This is a genomic window from Arthrobacter sp. FB24 (assembly GCF_000196235.1).
Classification (GTDB): Bacteria; Actinomycetota; Actinomycetes; order Actinomycetales; family Micrococcaceae; genus Arthrobacter.
In genome coordinates, this window is sequence record NC_008541.1 from 191,279 (window position 1) to 215,201 (window position 23,923).

Annotated in this window: 18 protein-coding genes; 8 read left to right on the top strand and 10 right to left on the bottom strand. The window is 66.9% G+C overall.

Annotated elements, in window-relative coordinates:
- Nucleotides 1–3: 3 nt before the first annotated feature.
- Nucleotides 4–960: an ABC transporter permease gene (locus ARTH_RS00970; protein ID WP_011690058.1), complete on the bottom strand. Its 957-nt coding sequence runs from the start codon at nucleotides 958–960 to the stop codon at nucleotides 4–6.
- 33 nt (nucleotides 961–993) lie between these two features.
- Nucleotides 994–2,637: an ABC transporter substrate-binding protein gene (locus tag ARTH_RS00975; RefSeq protein ID WP_011690059.1), complete on the bottom strand. Its 1,644-nt coding sequence runs from the start codon at nucleotides 2,635–2,637 to the stop codon at nucleotides 994–996.
- A 180-nt stretch (nucleotides 2,638–2,817) separates the two neighbouring features.
- Between ARTH_RS00975 and ARTH_RS00980 the strand changes: the two genes are divergently transcribed.
- On the top strand, nucleotides 2,818–4,548 hold the full coding sequence (locus ARTH_RS00980; protein ID WP_232223567.1) for a sialidase family protein: 1,731 nt from the start codon (nucleotides 2,818–2,820) through the stop codon (nucleotides 4,546–4,548).
- Between the two features lie 30 nt (nucleotides 4,549–4,578).
- Here ARTH_RS00980 and disA read toward each other — a convergent pair whose 3' ends face one another.
- Entirely contained in the window at nucleotides 4,579–5,655 is a 1,077-nt protein-coding gene (gene disA, locus ARTH_RS00985; RefSeq protein WP_011690061.1) for a DNA integrity scanning diadenylate cyclase DisA, read from the bottom strand.
- 360 nt (nucleotides 5,656–6,015) lie between these two features.
- Here disA and ARTH_RS00990 point away from each other — a divergent pair, with 360 nt between their 5' ends.
- Together ARTH_RS00990 and ARTH_RS00995 are read left to right on the top strand one after the other, a co-directional pair.
- A complete protein-coding gene (locus tag ARTH_RS00990; RefSeq protein WP_011690062.1) occupies nucleotides 6,016–7,623 on the top strand; it encodes a peptide chain release factor 3 in 1,608 nt (535 codons plus the stop codon).
- A gap of 78 nt (nucleotides 7,624–7,701) precedes the next feature.
- Entirely contained in the window at nucleotides 7,702–9,117 is a 1,416-nt protein-coding gene (locus ARTH_RS00995; RefSeq protein ID WP_011690063.1) for a GAF domain-containing serine/threonine-protein kinase, read from the top strand.
- Between the two features lie 8 nt (nucleotides 9,118–9,125).
- Here ARTH_RS00995 and ARTH_RS01000 read toward each other — a convergent pair whose 3' ends face one another.
- Nucleotides 9,126–10,328 (bottom strand): PucR family transcriptional regulator, encoded by a 1,203-nt coding sequence (locus tag ARTH_RS01000; RefSeq protein WP_043429228.1) that lies wholly within the window; start codon nucleotides 10,326–10,328, stop codon nucleotides 9,126–9,128.
- Between the two features lie 99 nt (nucleotides 10,329–10,427).
- Here ARTH_RS01000 and ARTH_RS01005 point away from each other — a divergent pair, with 99 nt between their 5' ends.
- Together ARTH_RS01005 and ARTH_RS01010 are read left to right on the top strand one after the other, a co-directional pair.
- Complete coding sequence (locus ARTH_RS01005) at nucleotides 10,428–11,552, top strand: ferredoxin reductase (protein WP_011690065.1); 1,125 nt, start codon at nucleotides 10,428–10,430, stop codon at nucleotides 11,550–11,552.
- Between the two features lie 13 nt (nucleotides 11,553–11,565).
- Complete coding sequence (locus ARTH_RS01010; RefSeq protein WP_011690066.1) at nucleotides 11,566–12,741, top strand: fatty acid desaturase family protein; 1,176 nt, start codon at nucleotides 11,566–11,568, stop codon at nucleotides 12,739–12,741.
- Nucleotides 12,742–12,797: 56 nt separating this feature from the next.
- Here the strand turns inward: ARTH_RS01010 and ARTH_RS01015 are convergent, their stop codons facing one another.
- From ARTH_RS01015 to ARTH_RS01040, 6 genes are all read right to left on the bottom strand, one after another.
- The gene (locus tag ARTH_RS01015) at nucleotides 12,798–13,439 is read right to left on the bottom strand and encodes a class I SAM-dependent methyltransferase (protein WP_011690067.1); all 642 of its coding nucleotides are present in this window, start codon (nucleotides 13,437–13,439) and stop codon (nucleotides 12,798–12,800) included.
- Between the two features lie 16 nt (nucleotides 13,440–13,455).
- Entirely contained in the window at nucleotides 13,456–15,615 is a 2,160-nt protein-coding gene (locus ARTH_RS01020; RefSeq protein WP_011690068.1) for a heavy metal translocating P-type ATPase, read from the bottom strand.
- 86 nt (nucleotides 15,616–15,701) lie between these two features.
- Nucleotides 15,702–17,180: a multicopper oxidase family protein gene (locus tag ARTH_RS01025; RefSeq protein WP_011690069.1), complete on the bottom strand. Its 1,479-nt coding sequence runs from the start codon at nucleotides 17,178–17,180 to the stop codon at nucleotides 15,702–15,704.
- Between the two features lie 119 nt (nucleotides 17,181–17,299).
- Nucleotides 17,300–17,620, bottom strand: coding sequence for a membrane protein (locus tag ARTH_RS01030; RefSeq protein ID WP_011690070.1), 321 nt, complete (start codon nucleotides 17,618–17,620; stop codon nucleotides 17,300–17,302).
- A 111-nt stretch (nucleotides 17,621–17,731) separates the two neighbouring features.
- Nucleotides 17,732–19,105: a DNA repair protein RadA gene (radA, locus tag ARTH_RS01035; RefSeq protein ID WP_011690071.1), complete on the bottom strand. Its 1,374-nt coding sequence runs from the start codon at nucleotides 19,103–19,105 to the stop codon at nucleotides 17,732–17,734.
- 85 nt (nucleotides 19,106–19,190) lie between these two features.
- On the bottom strand, nucleotides 19,191–20,318 hold the full coding sequence (locus tag ARTH_RS01040) for an FUSC family protein (protein ID WP_011690072.1): 1,128 nt from the start codon (nucleotides 20,316–20,318) through the stop codon (nucleotides 19,191–19,193).
- A 234-nt stretch (nucleotides 20,319–20,552) separates the two neighbouring features.
- Between ARTH_RS01040 and pstS the strand changes: the two genes are divergently transcribed.
- From pstS to pstA, 3 genes are all read left to right on the top strand, one after another.
- Nucleotides 20,553–21,674 carry a phosphate ABC transporter substrate-binding protein PstS gene (gene pstS, locus ARTH_RS01045; protein WP_011690073.1) on the top strand — a complete coding sequence of 374 codons (1,122 nt, stop codon included), beginning with the start codon at nucleotides 20,553–20,555 and terminating at the stop codon, nucleotides 21,672–21,674.
- Between the two features lie 194 nt (nucleotides 21,675–21,868).
- The gene (gene pstC, locus ARTH_RS01050; RefSeq protein ID WP_011690074.1) at nucleotides 21,869–22,801 is read left to right on the top strand and encodes a phosphate ABC transporter permease subunit PstC; all 933 of its coding nucleotides are present in this window, start codon (nucleotides 21,869–21,871) and stop codon (nucleotides 22,799–22,801) included.
- Nucleotides 22,802–23,911, top strand: a complete 1,110-nt coding sequence (pstA, locus tag ARTH_RS01055) for a phosphate ABC transporter permease PstA (protein ID WP_011690075.1) — start codon at nucleotides 22,802–22,804, stop codon at nucleotides 23,909–23,911. It abuts the gene before it with no gap.
- The last annotated feature ends 12 nt before the right edge of the window (nucleotides 23,912–23,923 follow it).

Here is a 23,923-nt window from a genome sequence, read left to right on the forward strand (position 1 = left end):
GGGTCAGACCGTCCTGATTCGGGGGTTGATGAGCAGGTAGAGAAGGTCGACGGCGATGTTCACCAGGACAAAGGTGACCGAGATGGTCAGCACTACGCCCTGCACCAGGTTGACGTCGAGGTTGGTGATGCCGTTGAGGATCAGCTGGCCCATGCCGGGAAGGGCAAAGATCATTTCGATCACGACGGCGCCGCCCAGCAGGTAGCCGATCCGGAGTCCCAGCACGGTCACCGGGGTGACCAGGGCGTTCCGCAGCACGTTCCGGGACACTACTTCGCGGTAGGGGACGCCGTTGCCGATGGCTGTGCGGACGTAGTCCCGGTCCAGTTCCTCCACCATGGAGGTGCGGACCACGCGGATGAGGGACGCCGAGACCGGAATACCGAGGGCGAGGGCCGGCAGGGCCATCGAGTTGAGCCAGCCGCCAAAACCGGATTCCGGCGTCGCGATGCCGCCCGAAGGGAACATCGGGCTGGAGCCGAGGGCGAACCACTGGATCAGCAGGATGCCCAGCCAGAACGACGGCGTGGCGACCGCCGCGATTGAGAACACCCGCACCAGCTGGTCCTGCCACTTGTCCCGGTAGAGAGCCCCGACGATTCCGAAGGCCAGCGACAGTGCAACGGCGATCAGCACGCCAAGCAGCGTCAACTGGAGGGTCAGCGGGAAGGCCGAACCGATCATGGTGGCCACAGACTTCGCCGGGGGAGTGGTGACTCCCAGGTCAAAGCGGAGCAGTTTGGCGAGGAAGCCCAGGTACTGCAGGAACAACGGGTCGTTCAGGCCGTTGTCCTGCCGGTACTGTTCCTTGGCTTCCTCGCTGGCGCCCTCACCGAGGGCACTGCTGGCTTGGTCGCCGGGTGCGGCCTGCAGGACCAGGAACACCAGCAAGGTGATGCCCAAAATCATCAGGGGCAATGCTGCGAGCCTTCGGCCGAGCAGACGCAATATCGTGACCAATGTATTCTCCGGTTGATCTGGTGTGGCTTTGGCCTAGGCCGTGCGGCCGACGCCGACGAAGGAGACGCCGGTGGTGGGCAGCGGCTTGAAGCCGCTGAGTTTGGTGGAATCCCACGCGCTGGGGAGCTGGCGGTGGAAGATCGGGTACAGCGGCACTTCCTCGGAAACCAGGTCGACGATTTCGCCGGTCAGCTTCTTGGCTTCGTCCCCGGCGGACTGGCCGGCTTTGGCCATGAGGTCCACGAGCTGTGCGCGCTCAGGGGTGGCGGCCCAGTTGGCGCGGCCCTTCATCCAGGTGTCCCCGGCGTAGAACCAGCTCAGCAGCAGATCGGCGTCGTTTCCGAAGACCGAGGGGTCGCCCGGAGCCGCAACCACGCTGTAGTCGCCCTTGCCCACGCGGTCCGCGTACAAGGCACCGGACTGCAGGTTCTTGAGTGTGACCTTCACCCCGGGGATCTTGTTCCAGGATTCGAGCATCAGCGGGGCGACATCCTTGACCCAGGCGGTGTCCGTTGTCAGCAGTTCGAACTCCAGGCTGGTGACCCCGGCTTCCTTGAGCAGGTCCGCGGCCTTGTTGGCGTCGTAGGAGTAGACGTTCTTCGCCTTGACGTAGTCCGGGTGCCCCTCCTGGAAGTAGGAACTGGCTGCCTTGGCGTTGCCGAACAGGGCCTTCTTGATGATGGAGTCCTTGTCCAGGCCGTAGTGCAGGGCCTGGCGGACGCGCTTGTCGCTGAACGGTCCCTTGGTGCAGTTGAACATCAGGAACAGCATGCCGAAGGACTGGACGGATTCCACGGCGGCCTTGGTCTTGAGGCCGTCCACGTCCAGGTAGGGGACGTCCTCGATTGCCTGCACGCGGCCGGACTGCATGGCGGTGACGCGCGCTGCGGCGTCGGAGAGCAGCAGCCAGGTCATGCCCTTTGCGAGGGCCGGCATGGGGCCGTTGTAGTCAGGGTTGGCTTCGAAAACGATCTTGTCGTCCTTGACTGCCGAGATGAGTTTGTACGGGCCGGTGCCCACCGGCTTGGCATCGAAGGCCTTGAGCTGTTCCGAGCCCAGCGGGAAGTTGGCCAGGGCCTTGGGGACAACCTTGACCACGGAAATCCGCGGGCCGAAGCCCGGGAAAGCGTATTTGAGGGTGAACTCGGCCGTGGCCGCATCAACGGCCTTGACTTCCTTGATGAAGGGGATGAATTGCGAGAACAGCGACTTGTTTGCCGGATCCATCACACGGGTGAACGAGAAGACAACGTCGTCTGCCGTGACCGGAGTGCCGTCGTGGAACTTGGCGCCTTGGCGGAGGGACACCTGGTAGGTGGTGGGGCTGACCATCTTGGGGTCCGCGGCAGCCAGGGCGTTGTACGGCTCGCGGGTGGCCGGGTGCAGTTCGATGAGGCCTTCGTAGACGTGCAGATTGGCGGCCAGGGGTGTGGCGCCGGAGGAGGACAGCGGATCAAACCCGGTGGACAGGGCGTAGGAGATGCCGGCCTCGATGATGAGGTCCTTGTTGATCGGCGCCGTTGAACCGGAAGCGCCTGCCGTGGTGGCAGCAGGGCCCCCGCAGGCCGCCAGTGAGCTGGCGAAAGCAGCCGCGATGCCCGCCGCACCACTCAATTTCAGGAAACTCCGGCGGCTGGCGGAGTTGACCAGCGGACGGTTCTTGATCGTCTTATCCATGAGATGCCTCACCGTTCAGAATAGTTATCGGATGTAGGACGTCCGATGCTCGTAGGAAAAACTGTAAGGGTGGTCACATGCTTCCGTCAAGTGTGAGCGGGGTCGCTTTGACTTGGGTTACCGGGCATTTACTCTGGAGATATGACATCCCACCTCTTTTCTTCAGCCGATGGCATTCCAATGGCGCGTCCCGCCACGGAACACGTACTGGCTGAACGCGGCAGGGGCGGCTACCGGCAGTACAGGATTCCCGCGATGGCTGTGACGGCCCGCGGCACCCTGCTCGCCGCCTATGACGGACGACCCAACCTTGATGATCTTCCCAGCCCGATAGATCTTCTGCTACGGCGCAGCGGGGACAGCGGCCGGTCCTGGCAGGCCCAGCAGGTGGTGCGCACCGGCGTCGGGCTTGAAGGGTACGGGGATCCAAGCCTGCTGGTGGACGCCGAAACGGGCCGGATCTTCATGTTCCACGCGGCCGGCACTCGCGCAGGCTTCTTTGAAGCCGCCGAAGGAGCGGGGAACGACGGCGACGTCCAGCACTGCGACGTCAGCTACTCCGACGACGACGGGCTGACCTGGCGGCACCGCCGACTCACGGACCAGCTCAAGCTCGCTGCCGGCCGGGGCCGCGGAATTACCGGAATCTTCGCCGCGGCGGGGCAGGGCATCCAAATCCATGCCGGGCCGTTCTCCGGGAGGCTCGTCCAGCAGTATGTGGTCCTGGTGCAGGGGAACATTTTGGCGGCGTCCGCCTACAGCGACGACCACGGCGAAACCTGGACGCTGGGGGAGTTCATCGGCCCTTCGACGGCGGGTGGGGAAGCAGGCGCGCCGACAGCTGGCGAGGCGGCACCCAACGAGAACAAGGTCGCCTGCCTCAACGACGGCAGGCTCCTGCTCCACAGCCGCGCCACTCCACGCCGGCTATCAGCGCTCTCCGGCGACGGCGGGCACAGCTGGAGTCCGCTGACCGCCATTGCGGACCTTCCCGATCCCAGCGACAACGGCTCGGTGACCCGATTTGACGGTCTGCCGCTTCCGCTAGGCCACGCCACCGCAGAAACGGACGCGTGGGTGCTGGCAACCAACAACCACGACACCGCGTTGCGCCGCAACACCGTGCTCAGCCTCTCCCGGGACAACGGGGCCAGCTGGCCGGCGAAGCTCGTCATTTGCCCGGGCAGCTCGGCGTATTCAACGGCGGCCAGGCTGCCCGACGGGAACATCGGAGTCCTCTACGAGCGCCAGGGCTACCGGGAAATTGTGTTCTGCTCCATTCCGCCGGCCCAGCTCACGGATGCCGCCGCACTCCGTCAGGGCAACCGCCGTGACGCCCGCCAGGACTCTGCTCGGCCAGACCAGCCTTCCGGAAGGGCTTCCGGCCCCCCGGCATCGGGGATGGTATTCGATATGGAACTGCGCTCCATCACGCCCGGCCGTCCCGAGGTGTGGCAGAACGCCGGCGAATTCCACGTGCTGGCCGCCGATGCGGGGCAGTGGGACGTCCACACGTGGAAGGAGATCGGCCAGGGGTACTCGCCGGAGTCAGCCCAAGTGGTCGGAACGCGCGAGGCGCAGGACCTGAACTACGGGCCGGTCTCCACCGGCTACAAGGCGGGGGACATCCTTGCCTTCACCGGGCGCGCACGCAACAGCGGCCCGGAGGTGTTGGCCGGCGTGCGGCTGACTGGTCCGGGGGCGGAAGAGTTCGGCCCGGCAGACCTGCAGCCCGGCGAGGAATCGCTGTACTTCACCCCTGTCTGCACCGTGACGGCGCAGGATGTGGGGCGCGGTTCGCTGGACGTCAGGTACGGGGTGGAGTGGACGGCGGCCGGCGTGAACGGGCGGCTGGAGCGCCGGTTCACGTTCAACATGGCAGACGGCAGCGTGGACATTGGCCCGGTGTAAACCAAGCCGCGAGCTGGCGCTCGGCGACGTCTAGAGGAAACGGTCCAGCAGGCTCGCCTCGGCCATCCTGCTTAGTCCCTCCCGGACCGTGCGGGCGCGCTGGTCGCCGATGCCGTCCACGGTCATGAGGTCATCGATGGTGGCTGCCATCAGGTACTGAAGGCCGCCGAAGTGGTCAACGAGCCTGTCCGCCACGGCCTTGGGTACCGCCTTCAGGCCCGACAGGAGGCGGTATCCGCGCGGCTGCACGACGGCATCGAGGGTCTCAACGCCGCCCGCGAAGCCGATAATGCCGGCGATCCTGCTCAGGTCGATCAGCTCGGTGGGGCCGAGGCTCAGCAGGGCGCTGACGGCCCCGTCTATGTCCTCCGGCGACGCGTTGGGTCCGGCGTAATCGCGGATGATCACATCGCTGCCGGGTCCCCGGCCCACTGTGAGTTCATCCAGCTGCAGCGAAAGCAGCCGTCCGTCCTCGCCGAGCTCAAGGACGTACTGGGAGATTTCCTCGGAGATCCGGCGCACCATTTCCTGGCGCTGCAGCGTCACCGCGACGTCCCGGACTGTCACCATGGCCTCGATTTCCAGCGCTGACAGGGAACTCGTGACCTGGTCCAGGCGGGAACGGTAGCGTTCCAGGGTGGCCAGCGCCTGGTTGGCGCGGGCAAGGACCTTCTCGGAGCCTTCCAGGACGTGCCGCAGGCCGTTCACGTAGAGGGCGATGATCTGCATGGACTGGCTGACGGAGATCACCGGGACGCCGGTCTGGATGGCGACGCGTTCGGCCGTGCGGTGCCTGGTGCCGGACTCCTGGGTCTCGATGCTCGAGTCCGGAACCAGCTGCACAGCGGCCCGGAGGATGTTGCCGGCGTCCTTGTCGCAGATGATGGCGCCGTCCATTTTGGCGAGTTCGCGAAGCCTGGTGGGGGAGAAGTCGATCCCGATATCGAATCCGCCGGAACAGATGGATTCAATGGTGCGGTCCGAGCCCAGAACGATCAACGCGCCGGTGCGCCCGCGGAGGATGCGTTCCAGGCCATCGCGCAGAGCGGTGCCTGGAGCCACTCTGCCCAGAGTCGCCTTAAGCGAATCTTCAGGGCTCCGAGCCATAGGTTTTCCCTTCAAAGGTGCAAGCCGCTGCCTGCAAGTATGCCGGTTTTACGATTCCGCCGGCAGGATCAAAAGTACTCATTTCCCCACTGGCTCCATACTAGGGGCAAAGAAGCGCATTAACCGCACGGACAAGCCTCAAAGTGGCCCGTTTGGACTGGTGCTGCCGGCGCTCCGGAAGGCCCCTGGCGACGGCGGCGGGAGACGGCAGTTGGGGCGTCCACCGGCGGCTCCTGCCGCCCTGCGATAAACTGGAAACCTTGGCTGCACAGTTCACGCCTGCCGGCCCCCGCGTTAAAATCGCGTTCACCTCACGTTCGCATCCCTTACCAGCCCCCATGTCGCAGCGAAAGTAGCACCGTGTCTCAAGAAGTCCTTAGCCCCGCCCGAGTCCAGGAGATTCACAAGCAGGCTGCCCGGCGTCGGACTTTCGCGGTCATTTCCCACCCTGACGCCGGCAAGTCCACGCTCACCGAAGCGCTGGCCCTGCATGCGAAGGTGATCGGCACGGCCGGCGCGTCCAGCGGCAAGGCCAACCGCAAGGAAACGGTCTCGGACTGGATGCAGATGGAAAAGGACCGCGGCATCTCCATCAGTTCCGCAGCCCTGCAGTTCGCCTACCGGGACACCGTGATCAACCTGCTGGACACCCCCGGCCACGCGGACTTCTCCGAGGACACCTACCGCGTCCTGGCCGCCGTCGACTGCGCCGTCATGCTGGTTGACGCGGCCAAGGGCCTGGAAACACAGACCATGAAGCTCTTCGAGGTCTGCAAGCAGCGCAACCTGCCCATCATCACGGTGATCAACAAGTGGGACCGCCCCGGCCTGGATGCGCTGGCCCTCATGGACGAAATCACCGAGCGCACGGGACTCCAGCCGATGCCGCTGACCTGGGCTGTGGGCATCTCGGGCGACTTCCGCGGCGTGTGGGACCTCCGCAACGACCGCTTCGCGCGGTTCCAGCGCAACAACGCCGGCGCCAACATCGCGCTCACCGAGTACTTCACCCCCGAGGAAGCCGCCGTCAACCAGGGCGAGGACTGGTCCAACGCCGTGGACGAAGCGGGGCTGGTCATCGAATCCAACCTGGAGTTCGATGTCGACGCCTTCCACGCAGGCAAGGCCACTCCGATCCTCTTCAGCTCCGCGGCCCTCAACTTCGGCGTCAAGGAAATCCTCGACGCCCTGGTGGACTTCGCCCCGCCGGCGGCGCCGCGGCCCGACGTCGAAGGCGAACCGCGTGCGGTGGATGCCCCGTTCGCGGGCTTTGTCTTCAAGGTCCAGGCCGGCATGAACAAGGCCCACCGCGACCACGTGGCCTTCATCCGCGTATGCTCCGGCGTGTTCGAGCGCGGCATGGTGGTGACGCAGACGCGGACCGGCAAGTCATTCGCCACCAAGTACGCCCAGCAGGTGTTCGGCCGTGAGCGCGAGGTCATTGACGAAGCGTTCCCCGGCGACGTGGTCGGCCTGGTCAACGCCTCGTCCCTCCGGGTGGGTGACAGCCTGTTCCTGGACGAACCCGTGGAGTTCCCCGCGATCCCGCTGTTCGCGCCGGAGCACTTCCAAGTGGCACGCTCCAAGGACCCCAGCCGCTTCAAGCAGTTCCGCCGCGGCATTGAGCAGCTCGAGCACGAAGGCGTCATCCAGGTGCTCCGCTCCGACATCCGCGGCGACCAGGCGCCGGTGCTCGCCGCCGTCGGCCCCATGCAGTTCGAGGTGGTGGAGGACCGCATGGCGCTCAGCGCGCCGATGCGCCTGGAGCGGCTCCCGTATTCGATGGCAAGGATTTCGACGGCGGACGCCATGCCCGCCCTGGCCAACGTGCCGGGCGCCGAGGTGCTGCTGCGCTCCGACGGTGAATACCTGGCCCTGTTCAACGACATTTGGGCGTTGCGCCGGATCGAAAAGAACCACCCGGACCTGACACTGCTGCCGATCGGCACGCACAACCCCGCCAAATAGCGGGCCTTGCGTCGACTCCGCGACCATCGCCGGGATATCATAAGCATACTTATCAAATAAACAGCTGAGAGGCCGATCATGGCTGCAAGCATGGAACCCGGCTACCTCCTCAGCGGCCGATACCGGATTGAGGCCCTGATTGGCCGCGGGAGCCAGTCCGGCGTCTACCGGGCCTTCGATGAACTCCTGCAGCGCGAAGTCGCGGTCAAACTCTTCCGCGACGATCCCGGAAACCTGGACCACACGCGCCGCCAGGGGGAGGAAGTCCGTATCCTGGCGGGAATGAGCCACCACGCGCTGGTCACCCTGCTGGACGCAGGAGCGGACTTCAGCGATCCCCGGCACCGCCGCACGTACCTGGTCATGGAACTGGTCCGCGGACCGGACCTGCGCGCACGCGCGGCCCAGGGTCCCATCAACGCCGCGCATCTGGCGCTGATCGGCCACGATCTCGCCGACGGACTCGCGTATATCCACCATCACGGCATCGTCCACCGCGACGTCAAGCCGGCCAACATCCTCCTGGTGGACTACAACAACGATGACCGCCGGCCACGTGCCAAGCTGAGCGATTTCGGCGTGGCCATGATCCTCGGGGACGGTAACCGCACCGGCCCCGCGGAAAGTTCCGGCACCCCGCAGTACCTCAGCCCGGAACAGGCCGCCAGCGAGCCGGTGGGACCGCCCAGCGATGTGTACTCCCTGGGGCTGGTCCTGCTCGAGGGCCTGACCGGCAATCCGGTGTACCCGGGTGCGCCGATCGCCTCAGCCATGGCACGGCTCCTGCGGGATCCGCACATCCCCGACGTCGTGGCACCGAAATGGGCTGCCCTGCTCAGTTCCATGCTGTCCCGCGAGCCTTCGGCCCGGCCGGGTGCCCGGGACGTTTCCCTTGCCCTCCGGCAGGAAGTCATCAGCGCCGCCGGGCGCCGGCGGAGCATCAGTCCGTCTCCGTCCGAGGTGCCGGCGGAAGCACCGCCGTCGTACGATTCCGCCGCGAACGAAGAGGCGCGGATACGCGCCGTCGAACGCTACCGGATCCTGGACTCGCCCCCGGACGGCACATTCGACCGGATCGTAGGCCTGGCTGCGCGGATGTTCTCCGTGCCCGTGGCCATCGTCAGCGTGGTGGACCACGACCGGATCTGGTTCAAGGCCCATCACGGGACCGAGGTAGGCGAGATCGGGCGGGACCCCGGGCTGTGCGCCTCCGCCATCCTGCAGGACGAGGTCTGGGTGGTTCCGGACGCAGTCACAGACCCTCGCACCCTGGCGAACCCGCTCGTCGCGGGGGAGTTCGGACTGCAGTTCTATGCCGGAGTGCCGCTGCGCACTCCCGACGGCTACAACCTCGGGACCATCTGCATCCTGGACCGCCAGCCGCGGGAGTTCACCGCCGAGGATTCCCGCGCCCTGGAGGACCTGGCCGCCATCGTGATGAACGACCTTGAGCTGCGGCTGCAAAGCCGCAGCGCAGTGGCGTCCGCCCGATGAACGGCCGCCTAGCGCCGCCCCGCATGCAGGGCCAGTTCCAGCTCGAACCGGGCCCGAGGGTCTTCCAGCGCATCGCCGAAGAGCTCCCGCAGCTGGGCCGCCCGGTAACCCACTGTCTGCGGATGGATGCCAAGCTCGGCCGCCACCGGAGCCCGCTGGCCCCAGTGCCGCAGCCAGGAGAGGAGGGTCTCCGCCAGCCGTTCGCGCTGCGCCGGACGCAGGCCCTCCAGCGGCGCAAGCCTGCGCTCCGCCAGTTCCGCGATGGCCGAGGGCTCGGAGCCGAGCACGATCTGGGCCAGGTGGTCATCCGCCCAGATGGGCGGATCCTCGGGGCCTTCCCGCGGCGGCAGCACCGAGGCCGCCAGCACGGCGAGCCGCAGCGAGTCGGGTACCTTCTCCCAGCCGCCGGCCGGCCCCACGGAAGCGGACCTGCCCTTCAACGCCTTCTCCAGCGCCGCCCGGGCGGCCTCGGACTTCCGGGCCGGGACAAGTGCCACGGCATCCGTTTCGCGCTCAACCACCAGTGTTCCCGGCCCCAGCTGCAGCCGAAGCCCTGCGGACCGGTCCAGCGGGAGCGTGACCACCACGAGCCTCGCCGGCAGCGACCAGTCGGCCATGGAGGCCGCCTGCCGCAGGGCCGCTTCGTCCGCCTGGCCCATCAGCAGCAGCTCCAGCAGTTCGGTCCTGCGCCGGTCCACGGCCCCGGCTCGCTCGGACTGTTCAAAGGCGTAGGCCTCGGCACTCACGGCGGACAGTTCGTCGATGTACGCCAGGATCGATTCGCCCAGGTCCACCACGACACTCTGGCCCAGGTCTTTTTCCATCGAGATGCGGGACATCTCCCGGAACGTCACGCGGGCACCCATGCGGTACGCGCTCAGCAGGGCGTCCATGCTTCGGCCCTGGCGGAATTCGCCGCTGCCGAGCCCCGCCACGAGCTGCCGGCTTTCCTCGGACAGGGCGGGGAGCCTGGTGCCCGGCAGCTGCAGGAACCGCTCCAGTGCCGCTGCCACCCCGCGCCGCAGGCCGCGCCCGAAGCGGCCCTCGATAGGCCTGGCGTAGGCGGGAACCAGTTGCGGGACGGCGTCGATGATGGCCTCTACGATGCCGGGCATCTTGGGACGCAGCAGGTCGCTGACCTCCCGGGGCAGGGCGAGCCACGGCGGATCGTAAGCCGGAGCGGCGGGACTCTTCGAGGCCGGAGGGTTCATGAGAGACTTCCATAAGTTGTTTCGGGGGAACAGTTTAGAACGTTCGATCGTATGCCTTGGGAGAAGAAATATGCCTCGATCCAACATAAGGTTAATAACATGATCCGGCTCCGTAAGCTGGCGCGCGCCGCATCTGTACTGACCACCCCGCTAGCTCCAGAAGATATTCTGTCGCTCTTCAATCCTGTGTTCTCTGCCCGCCAGTTGCGCGGCATAGTCACCAGGGTGGTCGCCGAGACGGCCGATTCCGCCACCATTTTCTTCCGACCAGGCCGCGGCTGGAAGGCCCATCAGGCCGGCCAGTGGGCCCGCATCGGCGTCGAACTCGACGGCGTGCGGCACTGGCGTTCCTATTCCCTGAGCGCCCCCGCCGGGCAGGATCCCGCCATCACGGTCACCGACGTAGGTGCCGTTTCCGGCGTACTGGTCCGCAACACCCGCCCCGGCGACGTGCTGTTCCTGGCTCCGCCGCAGGGCGACTTCGTCCTCCCGGAGCACCCCCGCCCGCTGCTGATGCTTACCGCCGGCAGCGGCATCACCCCCGTCATGTCCATGGTCCGCACGCTGGTGCCGCACCGCCCGGACTCCGACGTCGTGCTGATCCACTCAGCCCGGACCCCGGAAGACAGCATCTTCCGGGAAGAACTGTCGGAGCTTGCCGACCAGTTCCCCAACTTCAAGGTCACCCACTGGTTTACCGGCGAACGCGGCCGGATGGACTTCACCTCTCCCGCCGTGTTGGACGAACTCTGCCCGGACTGGCGCCACCGCGCAGCCTATGCGTGCGGCCCGGAGGGCTTCCTGGACGACGCCGAGGCGCTGTGGTCCGCAGAGGCCGCCGCTGCGGCGGCCGAAAGTTCCGCGGCGGACGGCGAATCCCACCAGCCGGAGGGGCCGTTTGCGGCCGATCCGATCAACCTCATCATCGAACGCTTCACCACCAGCCTGGCAGCCGGTGCAGGGCACGACGGCGGGCTGGTCACCTTTGAAGCCTCCGACCGCGAGGTGGAGGCGGACGGAAGTACGCCGCTGCTGGACGTCGGCGAAGACGCCGGCGTGCTGATGCCCAGCGGCTGCCGGATGGGCATCTGCCACAGCTGCCTTATCCCCCTGCGGGCAGGGCATGTCCGCGACCTCCGCACCGGCGAAGTCCACGGCGAGCCGGGCCAACTAATCCAGACGTGTGTATCGGCAGCCGCCGGACCCGTTAACCTCGACATTTGAGGAGCACCACCGCATGGCAATAGTTACCAACCACGAAGCCGAGACCACGGAAGACGCCGTCGTGCCCGCGAAGACGCGGCGAGGTGCGCTGGCCGCGTCCGGCAGCCCCCTGATCCGTCCGCCGGCCGCAGCACACCTCTCCGACGAGCAGGTGGCTGAGCTGGGCCGCGAACTTGATGCCATCAAGGACGACATTCTGGCGAAGCGCGGCGCCTCCGACGCCGCGTACATCCGACGGATGATCAAGATCCAGCGCGGGCTGGAGATCTCCGGCCGCGCGACGCTCCTGGTGAGCCGGAACAAGGCTGCCTGGATTACCGGCACCACCCTGCTCAGCCTGGCCAAGATCCTGGAAAACATGGAGATCGGGCACAATGTGCTGCACGGCCAGTGGGACTGGATGCGGGACCCGGACATCCACTCCACCACCTGGGAATGGGACTTTGTCACCCCGGCACGCGCCTGGCAGCACACCCACAATGACCTGCACCACCGCTGGACCAACGTGGTGGGCAAGGACAACGACGTCGGATACAACCTGCTGCGGATGGACCCCCAGCAGGAGTGGAAGCCGTTCAACCTCGGCAACCCGCTGTATAACGCCATCCTGGCACCGGTCTTCGAGTGGGGCATCGCGATCTACGACCTTGAGCTCCAGGACTACAAGGAAGGCAAGAAGTCCAAGGAAGCGCTGGTCAAGGACCTCAAGGCCCTGGGCGTCAAGGCGCTCAAGCAGTTCACCAAGGATTACGCCGCCACTCCCGCCGTCGCGATGCTGACCGGCTCGGGCAAGCAGGCGCTCTACGGCACGCTGACCGCCAATGCGGTGCGCAACGTCTGGGCCCACGCGGTGATCTTCTGCGGGCACTTCCCCGAGGGGACGGACACGTTCACCGAGGAAATGGTGGAAGGGGAGACCCGCGGGGACTGGTACGTGCGCCAGATGATCGGCTCAGCCAACATCTCCGGTTCCAAGTTCATGCACCTCATGACCGGAAACCTTTCGCACCAGATTGAGCACCACCTCTTCCCGGACATTCCGTCCAACCGCTATGCCGAGGTGGCGCCCAAGGTGCAGGAGATCTGCAAGCGCTACGGCCTGCCGTACACCACGGGCCCGATCTGGAAGCAGGTCGGCTCCACGTGGGCCAAGGTCTTCAAGCTGGCGCTGCCGCCCAGGAAGGCCTAACCACCTACTCCCAGGTTTGAGTGAAAGGGCGCCTGCCATTGCGGCAGGCGCCCTTGTCATGTCCCCAACTTTTCCGCTGCACCGAGAACGTGGGCTATCCGCGGATTGCCGGGGAGGGCTGAAAACCCGAAGCGTTCCACGTGCTGCAGCGTGAGGCCCGCGGCCGCGATCCGGCCGGCTGTGTCCCGGTTCGGATGGCAACCTCCGGCCAGCCGGCTCCATAGCGAGGTCAACAGGTCCTCGGCAGCTGCCAGTACAGGGTGTGCGGAGCGGACATGCTCGTAGAACAGCAGGAGGCCGCCGGGCCGGAGAACCCGCAGCGTTTCCGTCAGGACGGCGGACTGGTCCGCCACGCTGCACAGGACCAGGCTGGAGACCACTACGTCCACGGATCCATCCGCCGCGGGCAGTGATTCCGCTGTGCCGTCCTGGACCGTGATGGGAACCGGTGCCCGGATTGCCTCTGCCAGCGCCAGCGCCCGGAGCGTCGGGTCCGGTTCGAGCGCCAGCACGCTGGTCACGGCGGAAGGGTAGAAGGGGAAGGTGGCGCCGTAGCCCGCCCCGATTTCGACGACGGTGCCGTGCGCTGCCTCTACGAGGCGCCGCCGGTGGTCCGCTGCGCCGCGCGCGTCCATGCGCGGACCTACGCGGGCGAAGTGTTGTCCGAAGGACGAATTCCGTTGGCTGGCTTCCGGCATTGGTGGCTCCTCGCCGTCAGCGCGCCTGCGCCGGGTTGAGCTTCAGCCGGCGCAGCAGCTGCGCGTTGAGGGCCACCACGATGGTGGAGGCGGACATCAGCACGGCACCCGCGGCGGGGGACAGGACGACCCCTGCGAAGGCCAGCACACCGGCGGCCAGCGGCACCGCAATGATGTTGTAGCCCGTGGCCCAGACGAGGTTCTGCCACATCTTCCGGTAGCTCGCCCGGGAAAGGTCCACCATGGACAGCACGGCCCGTGGATCGTTGCCGGCCAGGACCACGCCGGCGGACTCCACTGCCACATCGGTCCCGCCGCCGATCGCGATGCCCACTTCCGCCCGGGCCAGTGCGGGGGAGTCGTTGACGCCGTCGCCCACCATGGCCACCCGGAGTCCGCGGCCCTGGAGTTCGGCGACCTTCTTGTCCTTGTCCGCCGGGAGCACTTCAGCGAAGACCTCGTCGATCTTGAGGTCGGCGGCGACCGCCCGGGCCACCTGGCGCGCATCCCCGGTGATCATGGCCACCTTGATCCCGCGGTTCTGCAGGGCCGCCACAGCCTGGCGGGATTCCGGTCGCACGGCGTCCTCAAGGCTGACGGCGCCAAGGACCCGCCCGCCGTCGTCCACCACGTGGAGGACGGCGGCTCCCCGGTCCATCCAGGCTGCCGTGATGGCTGCAAGCGTCTCCGGCTCGTTTGCTCCCAGTTCGCGGAGCAGGGCGGGACCGCCCACATGCACAGTCCTACCGTCGATGCCGGCACGGACGCCGCGGCCGGTCATGGAGCTGAATTCCGTGGCTTTGGGGACGGTGAGCCCGCGCCCGCGGGCGGCCGCGACGATTGCGCGTGCCACCGGGTGCTCGCTGTCCGATTCCACGGCGGCGGCCAGAGCCAGTAGCCCGTCCCGGTCCATCCCCTCAACTGCGGCCACGTCCTTGAGTTCGGGCTCGCCCTTGGTGAGGGTTCCGGTTTTGTCGAAAAGCACGACGTCGACCGTCCGCATGCGCTCCAGTGCCATCCGGTTCTTGATCAGCACGCCGGCCCGGGCTGCGCGTTCGGTGGAAATGGCGATCACCAGCGGGATGGCAAGCCCCAGCGCATGGGGGCAGGCAATGACCAGCACCGTCACGGTGCGTGTCACGGCGTCGGAAATGCTGCCCATCAGCGTCCAGGCGGCGAAGGTGATGACGCCGGCGCCAGCGGCGAAGTAGAAGAGGAACGCCGCTGCCCGGTCCGCGAGGGCCTGGGCCTTGGAGGACGACGCCTGAGCCTCGGCAACGAGCCGCTGGATTCCGGCCAGGGCCGTGTCCTCGCCGATGGCGGAGACCTGTACCCTGACAGCGTTGTCCGTCGCGATCGTTCCGGCCACCACCGGATCTCCCGGCGAACGCAGGACGGTCCTGGACTCGCCCGTGATCATGGATTCGTCGAACTCCGCCTGCCCGTCGCTGACGATGCCGTCAGCCGGCATCCGCCCGCCCGAGCGGACCAGGATGAGATCGCCGGAGCGGAGTTCGGAAACTGCGACGGTTTCGGAGCCGGCGTCCGTGATGCGTTCCGCCTCGTCGGGAAGCAGCGCCGCCAGGGCATCCAGCGCCCCCTGGGCCGAGCCGAGCGCCCGCATTTCGATCCAATGGCCCAGCAGCATGATGGCGACGAGAAGCGCCAGCTCCCACCAGAAGTCCAGATCGAATCCGCCGATCCCCAGGCTGGTGGCCCAGGACGCAACGAAGGCCACCGTGATGGCCATGCCGATCAGAAGCATCATGCCGGGTTTCCGGGACTTGAGCTCGGTGAGCCCGCCGCGGAGGAACGGCTGGCCTCCGTACAGGTAGATCACGGTGCCCAGGAGCGGCGGGATCCAGGTGGAGCCGGGGAAGGCCGGCGGCATGTAGCCCAGGAGGTGCCCGAACATCGGGCTGAAGAAGACCACCGGCACGGCCAAGGCAAGCGTCAGCCAGAACCTGTTCTTGAACATCGCCACGCTGTGGCCGGCATGCTGGCCGTGGCTGTGGACCATGTGTTCGTCGTCAACGGGCCCGTGGCCGGCCGGCTGAGTGCCCTGGCCGGGCAGCTGGTGGGTGCCGTGCTCCGGATGCGCAGAGTGGCCGGCGTGCGGCTGGCCCTGATCCGGCTGCCCGGTGTGCAGTTGGCCTGCACCGTGGCGGGGTTCCATGATGTGCTCCTTTGAGGCTTCACCCTTGGTGATGGGGATCTACCGACAACATACCCCCAGGGGGTATAAATGGCAAGGGTCTCCTGCTACCGGACTTCGATGGCGCCCATCATTCCGAGGTCCTCATGATCGAGGATGTGGCAGTGGTAGACGGACCTGCCGGAGAAGTCCCTGAAAGCCACCCGGACCTTCACCCGGCCCTGCGCCGGAACGTTGATTACGTCCCGCCACTCAGGCCGGTCCGGCGCGCGGCCACCCTCCTCGATGACCTGCATCGGCCAGACGTGCAGGTGGAACGGATGGTCCATGGGGCTGGCGTTGGTCAGGGTCCATTCCTCCACACTCCCCGCCGCCACCACGGTGTCCGTCCGCGCCGGACTGAACTCCCTGCCGTCGATGGTGAAGCCCATCATGCCCCCGCCCATGCCCATCCCTGCACCGGAAGAGAGCGCGACCTGCCGTCGCGCCGCCACTGCGGCCGTGCGCAGGTCGTCCGGGTCCCTGCCTGCCGGCAGTGGCGGCGGGGGCGTTGGAGATGGTGCGGTGCTTCCGGCCACGCGCAACGTCGCCAGCGCCGCGCCCGCCGCCCCCGGTTGGATTGCCTGCCGGGGCCCGCGCTGGCCCATCATGCCGGCCATGCTGCCCCTGTCGTAATATGCGGCTCGCAAGACCGACTCGCCGGCGGCTGTGGCAACCAGCAGGTCCGCCCGGTTGCCTGGTGCCAGGAGCAGTTCCTCCACGGGCGACGGCGTGCGGTAGCGGCCCGAGTCTATGCCCAGTAACTGAAGCTGCTGGCCGTCAAGCCGCAGCGGGAGATAACGGGCCACGCAGGCGTTGATGATGCGCCACCGCTCTCGCTGACCCGGCATAGCGGTGAATTCCGGATTGCTCTGGCCATTGACCAGGAGCAGTTCGCCCTCCCTCCCCAGCATCCGTTCCATCTGCGACACCCGGACAACGTTCCCGCCGCCGTCCAGCGTGGTGTCGGAAATGACCAGGACGCGTTCGGTGCTGACCGGAACGGGTTCCGGATCCTCCACGATGATCGCGCCAAAGAGGCCGGCGAAAATCTGGTCGGCCACCATGCCGTGGTGGTGCGGGTGGTACCAGTACACTCCCGGGGGATGGTCTGCCGGCAGCCGGTACTCATAGTCATGGACGGCGCCAGCATTCACCACGACGAACACGTTGTCCCCGCTGCCCTCGGGGGAGACGTGCAGTCCGTGGACATGCAGGTTTGTTGGCTGGTCAAGGTTGTTGGCCAGCCGGACGCTCAGCACGTCGCCCGGCCGCAGGCGGAGGGTTGGGCCGGGGCTCCCGCCGTTGTAACCCATGGCCCGGGCCTGCTGCCCGGCCAGCTGAATCCGGCCCGCCGCAGCGTCGAGCCGGACCTCCAGCCGGCCGCCGGCGCTGCGCAGCTCGGACGGCTGGGACAGTTCGGCGCCGGTTACCGGGGCCGGCCGGGATGAGGACCGGGAAGCCGCCGACCACCACAGCCCCGCGCTGCCGGCTGCGGTGGCCGCCGCGCCGAGACCGCCCAGGAGCAGGGCGCTGCGCCGGCTCATGGGGCGGGCTGCGGGACGGTGGCCAGCCGTCGGTTCGCGGCTGGGTTTCGGGCCGGGCGGGCTGGCGGAGTGTTGCGGGCCCGGCTGCGGACCCGCGGGAGGCGTGCTGGCGGGAGGCACTAGTGCTCCTCGCCGAGTATCCTGACCTGCTCGCGGTACTGGTCAGAGGTCAGTTCCCCCTTCGCGAACCGTTCGTCGAGGATCTGCCGCGCCCGGCTGCGTCCCTGTCCGGGGCCGCCCGGTCCCGGACCGCCGGCCCCAGGCCACGGACCGCCCGGTCCCGGCTGGCCGGTATGAGTGAAGCCACCGCTTTGGAACCCGCCGCGGCCGCCGCCGGAGAACAACCGCACGGCAACCAGCACCAGCAGGGCTATGCCCACCAGCATCAGTACTCCCCACAGCCACATCCAACCCATGTCCGGACCGTAACCCCACATCATGGCTGCTCCCTTCGTGGCCTGCACTTCCTATGCCAACAGTGCGCCCGGTTCACGGGCTCCACTAGGGTCCTAAGTCGCTGATCCACGCCGGGCGGGTCCACCATCTGACGTTCAGCTGATGAGCAGGCTCAGGGCTTCGGCCAGATGCCCCACTTCCCGGACGGAGAAACCGGCCGGAACCGGTCCCGGGCCGTTGGGGCTTGCGGGGACCACGGCATGCGTGAAGCCCAGCCGGTGGGCTTCCTGGATGCGCTGGTTGATGCCCGGAACGGGACGGACTTCACCGGCCAGCCCCACTTCGCCAAAGGCAATCAGCCGGACGGGCAGCGGCTTCTTCGCCTTGGCCGACGCTACGGCCAGGGCCACGGCAAGGTCGGTTGCCGGCTCGCTGAGCTTCACGCCGCCCACCGTTGCCACGTAGGAATCATCCTTGTGCAGCAGGCAGCCGGCGCGCTGCTGGAGCACGGCAAGGAGCATGGCCACCCGGGAGCTGTCCAGGCCGCTGGTGGCACGGCGGGGCTGCGAGCTGGCGCTCTCAGCCAGGAGTGACTGCACCTCCGCCAGCAGCGGCCGCCGGCCTTCCAGGGTCACCGTGATGCACGTGCCGGACACAGGCTCCTTGGTCCGGGAGACGAACAGGCCGCTGGGATCGGCGAGGCCCACGATGCCGTCCTCGTTGAGGTCGAAACAGCCGACGTCGTCCGTGGGTCCGTACCGGTTTTTCACGGCCCGTAGCAGCCGGAGCCGTGAGTGGCGCTCGCCCTCGAACTGGCAGACCACGTCCACCAGGTGCTCCAGGAGTCGGGGGCCGGCGATGGAGCCGTCCTTGGTCACGTGCCCCACCAGAAGCGTGGTCATGTTGCGGCGCTTGGCCGCGGCGATCAGGGAGGCGGCCACCTCGCGCACCTGGGAGACGCCGCCGGCGCTGCCTTCGACGTCGGCACTGCTGAGCGTCTGGACGGAGTCCACCACCAGCAGCCGCGGTTCGAGCTTCTCCACTTGCCCGAGCGCCTGGCCCAGGTCAGTCTCGGCGGACAGGTACAGGGATTCGGCGACGGCGTCGATCCGGTCCGCCCGCAGTTTGACCTGCGCCGCGGATTCCTCGCCCGTGATGTAGAGGACGTCCTGCGCCGTGCGGGCGAACTTGGCGGCAACATCCAGGAGCAGCGTGGACTTGCCCACGCCGGGCTCGCCGGCCAGCAGGATCACGGCGCCCGGAACAAGCCCCCCGCCGAGCACGCGGTCCAGTTCGTCCACGCCCGTGGGGAGGAACGCCGCGGTGGTGGCATCGACGTCGGCAATCCGGCGGGCGGGCTCCAGAACGGTGGTGGCCGCCGTCGTGCGTGCAACGGCAGCGCCGGTTTCCTCAACGGTGCCCCACGCCTGGCACTCGCCACAGCGCCCCACCCATTTGACGGTGGTCCAGCCGCATTCGGCACATTTGTAGGCCGGGGCTTTGGACGCCCGGGAAGTCTTAGTTGCCATTTCTCCACACTATCCGGGGGCAGTGACATCCCGGCGCCAGCTCGTCGGGATCCTGGTGTCGAGGAGCTCAACCTGCGGGCTCTTGCTACAGCGGCGGGAGGATGTCCCGGGCCTCCAGGGCGTCCATTCCGCTGGCCTCGAGAAGGTCCACCATCAGCGGACGAAACAGCATGACCACCGTTTCGCCCTCGAGGCGCTGGACATCCAGCAGCTTCGGGTGAAGTCGCAGCGCGATCCCGCTCAGGTCCTGCCGGGCCGTCCGGAGATGGGCCCGCCGCGCGCCCTCGTGCGTTTCGGCAAGGCCCAGGGAGAGCTCGTCGATGGCGGCAGCGGTTTCCTGCAGCACCTCGGCGATGTTTTCCGTGGCTTCGTCGGACAACGCCGCATGGTTGATGGCGCTCGTCAGCCGGCGCGCAAAAACGCGGCTGTTACGGAGCGCAAGGTCGATGAAGTCCAGCGACTGCTCGAGCCGGTCCAGTTCATCCCGGTGCCGGCGGTACGCAGGTGCGAGCGTGGCAACCTCGCCGGAAGCGCGCAGGGTCTGGCGCATTGCGTCCACCAGGGGCTGGCAGTTTCGGCCGCGGATCAGGGCATGCCACGCCTGGGTGGAGTCGCTTTCAAGTAGGGCCTGGGCGCATTCGCGCAGCACCTCGGCGAGCTCGTGCAGCAGTTTCCGGACGTCCTTGCGCGGTTCCCGACGGGGATCCTTGGGGATGAGGATGGTGACCAGCAGCGCGAACAGTCCACCCACTATCGCATCGATGCTGCGGGTGAACGGCCCCCCGGCGGGCGCCGGCAGCAGCACCACCAGGAGCGACTGAAGCCCCAGTTGCGTGGTGAAGATGTTGCCGCTGTCCAGGAAACGCGCCAGCAGGATGGAGGTGAGGAGCACGACGGCGGCCACCCAGATGTCGCCACCCAGCCAGTGCAGGAGCAGGTCGCCCACGGCAATGCCGATGGTGCAGCCCAGGCCCACCTCAACCACCCGGCGGAGCCGGGGCTCCCGCGAGAAGCCCAGCGCGATCAGCGACGACGTCGCCGCGAAAAGGGGACCCGAATGCCCCAGTACGTACTCGGCGAAGGCATAAGCCCCCACGGCGCACCCGGTCATCTGGACGGCGGGGATCAGCGAGTTGCGGCTCCGGACCAGGCCGGTGCGGATGCGGCCGCGCAGGAAACGCCCGCTTGCTGAAAGTCCTGCTGGGATGGCCATGCTTTCCAGTCTATTCACTGGCGTTGCACTACGACCGGAGATGTGATGTGCGCAATGGTGACGCTGCACATGTAAGCGGATGTCCCGCCGTCGTTAACCCTCCGTTCACCTTCGTCCCCATATCCCGTTACCTAGGGCCCATAACTTCAATAAAGGTACAAAAAGTACGCAACTTCTTATGTTCGGACGTCTCCGGTCCGCTACGCATCAGAAATCCCTGGAAGGGGTACATCAGTGAAGGCACTCCGCTTCGGCCGCCACGCGGCTATCGCTGTCATCGCAGCCGGCGCACTCGCGCTCACCGCCTGCGGTTCCGACAACGCCACGAATACGGCACAGTCCGGCGCCCCGTCTGCCACGGGAGCGAAGGTCACCGGCACGCTGACCGGCATCGGTTCCTCCGCCCAGGGTGCAGCCATGGACGTATGGAAGACCAACTTCGCATCCGCAAACCAGGGTGCCAACGTGCAGTACTCCCCGGATGGCTCCGGCGCCGGACGCAAGGCCATCATCGACGGTTCGGCCCAGTTCGCCGGTTCCGACGCCTACCTCAAGGACGAGGAGCTCGCCAGCTCCAAGGAAAAGTGCGGCCCCGAGGGTGCGATCAACATTCCGGTGTACATCTCCCCGATCGCCATCGCCTTCAACATTCCGGATGTCAAGGAACTGAAGCTGGATGCCGCCACCGTGGCCAAGATCTTCCGCGGCGAAATCGCCAACTGGAACGATCCCGCGATCGCAGCAATGAACCCGGACGCCAAGCTGCCGGACCTCAAGGTCACGCCGGTCAACCGTTCCGATGACTCCGGCACCACCAGCAACTTCACCGATTACCTGGCCGCCGCAGCTCCTGAGGTCTGGACCGACAAGGCTGCCGGCGTCTGGCCCGCATCCCTGAAGGGCGAGAACGCCAAGGGCACCTCCGGCGTGGTCAAGACCGTCACCGACACCCCGGGCGCCGTAACCTACGCCGATGACTCGGCCGTCAGCGGCAAGCTTGGCATCGCCCAGGTCAAGGTGGGCGATACCTTCACCAAGATCTCCGCCGAGGCTGCGGCCAAGGCCGTGGACGCCGGCAAGCCCGTTGAAGGCCGTTCCGCCAACGACCTGTCCATCAAGCTGGACCGCAAGACCACCATCGAGGGCGCCTACCCGGTTGTCCTGGTCTCCTTCCACGTGGTCTGCTCCACCTACGCCACCCAGGAAACCGTTGACCTGGTGAAGGCCTTCGAAAACTACGTGGTTTCCGACGCCGGCCAGCAGGCTGCAGCAGACGCCGCGAAGTCCGCTCCCCTCTCCAAGGAACTCCAGGAGAAGGCTGCCAAGGCCATCGAGACCATCAAGGTCAAGTCCTAGGGAATTCACTGCACAGCAAGGCATAGTGGAAACACGAGCCTGAGCCAGGTTCCCTGTCCCGGATGGGGCGGTCATAGACCGCCATCCGGGGCAGGGAACCTAGGTGTTTGTCCGAAGTACTGCCAGTTTCACCGCTGCTTGCCGGCTCAGCCCGGACCAGGCAGTCGGTTCTATTCGAACCCAGAGGATCGTTTGTGACCACCACCTCCCTGACACAGTCCCGGGGCGCAGGACGCGCCGGAGACAAGGTCTTTTCCGGAGCCGCCCTGGCCGCAGGATGCCTGATCCTTGCCGTGCTCTTCGGCGTGGCCCTGTTCCTGGTAGTCCAGGCGATCCCGGCCCTCGTGGCTTCGCCGGACAAGATCCAAGGCGGCGAAGGCTTCTTCGCCTACATCTGGCCGATCGTCATCGGCACCGTGATCGCTGCCGTCATTGCGCTGGTCATTGCCACTCCCGTGGCCATCGGAGTTGCGCTCTTCATCTCGCACTTCGCCCCGCGCGGCCTCGCCTCCGGCCTGGGCTACGTGGTCGACCTCCTGGCTGCCATCCCGTCGGTGGTCTACGGCGCCTGGGGCGCCGCCTTCCTGGCCAAGGAGATCTCCCCGGCATACGACTGGCTGGCCAATAACATGGGCTGGCTGCCCATCTTCCAGGGCCCCGCGTCCGCCACCGGCAAGACCATCCTCACCGCCGGCATCGTGCTGGCTGTCATGGTCCTTCCCATCATCACCTCTCTGAGCCGCGAAATCTTCCTGCAGACCCCCAAGCTGCACGAGGAAGCCGCCCTGGCCCTGGGTGCCACCCGCTGGGAAATGATCAAAATGGCTGTCCTGCCGTTTGGCCGCCCGGGCATCGTCAGCGCCGTGATGCTGGGCCTGGGCCGGGCCCTGGGCGAAACCATGGCCGTGGCACTGGTGCTGTCCTCCGGTGCCCTCACCGCCAGCCTGATCCAGTCCGGCAACCAGACCATCGCCGCCGAAATCGCCCTGAACTTCCCGGAGGCCAGCGGCCTGAAGGTGAGCACGTTGATCGCGGCGGGCCTGGTCCTGTTCGTCATCACGCTGGGCGTCAACATGATTGCCCGCTGGATCATCGGCCGGCACAAAGAATTCTCGGGAGCCAACTAAATGACCTCCACCCTCACCCCCGTCCGCAAGCGCTCCGCGCTCACCAAAGGGCAGTTGCCCAAATTCGCCCCGTACGTCGTCCTGGCCATTGCCCTGGTGGTCGGCGCCGCCATCCTGGCAGTGATCGGCTTCAACGCATTCGGTTGGGGCATCGTCTCCGCCATCCTGTTCACGGCCGGCCTGGTGGGCTGGAGTGCCGCCGTTGAAGGAGGCCGCAGGGCCAAGGACAAACTGGCCACCTGCCTGGTGGTCGGTTCCTTCCTGGTGGCCCTGCTGCCGCTGATCTCCGTGATCTGGACTGTCCTGGTGAACGGACTCCCCGGACTCCTGGACCCGGGCTTCCTCACCACCTCCATGAACGGGGTCACCGGCGCCTTCGACAATAAGAGCGTTGAAGAGGGTGCGCCCGTAGTGGGCGGCATCTACCACGCCCTCATGGGCACCATCCAGATCACCCTGCTGGCCACGGTTATCTCGGTTCCGGTGGGCCTGCTGACCGCGATCTACCTCGTGGAGTATGGCGAGGACCGTCCGCTGGCCCGGGCCATCACGTTCTTTGTGGACGTCATGACGGGTATCCCGTCAATCGTTGCCGGCCTCTTCGCCGCCGCTTTCTTCTTCGCCGTCGTGGGGCCCGGGACCAAGACGGGAGCCGTTGCAGCCGTCGCGCTTTCCGTCCTCATGATCCCGGTGGTGGTGCGCTCCAGCGAGGAAATGCTCAAGATCGTCCCCAACGAACTTCGTGAAGCGGCGTACGCCCTGGGCGTCCGCAAGTGGCGCACCATCCTCAAGGTGGTCATTCCGACGGCGATCTCCGGCATTGCGTCCGGCGTCACCCTGGCGATTGCCCGAGTGATTGGCGAAACCGCCCCAATCCTGGTGACCGCAGGCTTCGCCACGTCCATCAACAACAATGTGTTCGGCGGCTGGATGGCCTCGCTGCCTACCTTCATCTACACGCAGATCCTGAACCCCACCTCGCCGTCCAACCCGGATCCGTCCTCGCAGCGGGCCTGGGGCGCCGCGCTGGTGCTCATCATCCTGGTCATGCTCCTGAATCTCGGCGCACGGCTCATCGCCAGGATCTTCGCACCCAAGACCGGCCGCTAGCTCCGCCGGTAA

What these genes read in the sequence shown, in the direction of transcription:
- ARTH_RS00975 (WP_011690059.1), bottom strand. Translation starts at nt 2,637, where the DNA reads ATGGATAAGACGATCAAGAACCGTCCGCTGGTCAACTCCGCCAGCCGC.
- ARTH_RS00980 (WP_232223567.1), top strand. Translation starts at nt 2,818, where the DNA reads ATGGCGCGTCCCGCCACGGAACACGTACTGGCTGAACGCGGCAGGGGC.
- disA (WP_011690061.1), bottom strand. Translation starts at nt 5,655, where the DNA reads ATGGCTCGGAGCCCTGAAGATTCGCTTAAGGCGACTCTGGGCAGAGTG.
- ARTH_RS00995 (WP_011690063.1), top strand. Translation starts at nt 7,702, where the DNA reads ATGGCTGCAAGCATGGAACCCGGCTACCTCCTCAGCGGCCGATACCGG.
- ARTH_RS01000 (WP_043429228.1), bottom strand. Translation starts at nt 10,328, where the DNA reads ATGAACCCTCCGGCCTCGAAGAGTCCCGCCGCTCCGGCTTACGATCCG.
- ARTH_RS01005 (WP_011690065.1), top strand. Translation starts at nt 10,428, where the DNA reads ATGATCCGGCTCCGTAAGCTGGCGCGCGCCGCATCTGTACTGACCACC.
- ARTH_RS01010 (WP_011690066.1), top strand. Translation starts at nt 11,566, where the DNA reads ATGGCAATAGTTACCAACCACGAAGCCGAGACCACGGAAGACGCCGTC.
- ARTH_RS01015 (WP_011690067.1), bottom strand. Translation starts at nt 13,439, where the DNA reads ATGCCGGAAGCCAGCCAACGGAATTCGTCCTTCGGACAACACTTCGCC.
- ARTH_RS01020 (WP_011690068.1), bottom strand. Translation starts at nt 15,615, where the DNA reads ATGGAACCCCGCCACGGTGCAGGCCAACTGCACACCGGGCAGCCGGAT.
- ARTH_RS01025 (WP_011690069.1), bottom strand. Translation starts at nt 17,180, where the DNA reads ATGAGCCGGCGCAGCGCCCTGCTCCTGGGCGGTCTCGGCGCGGCGGCC.
- ARTH_RS01030 (WP_011690070.1), bottom strand. Translation starts at nt 17,620, where the DNA reads ATGATGTGGGGTTACGGTCCGGACATGGGTTGGATGTGGCTGTGGGGA.
- radA (WP_011690071.1), bottom strand. Translation starts at nt 19,105, where the DNA reads ATGGCAACTAAGACTTCCCGGGCGTCCAAAGCCCCGGCCTACAAATGT.
- ARTH_RS01040 (WP_011690072.1), bottom strand. Translation starts at nt 20,318, where the DNA reads ATGGCCATCCCAGCAGGACTTTCAGCAAGCGGGCGTTTCCTGCGCGGC.
- pstA (WP_011690075.1), top strand. Translation starts at nt 22,802, where the DNA reads ATGACCTCCACCCTCACCCCCGTCCGCAAGCGCTCCGCGCTCACCAAA.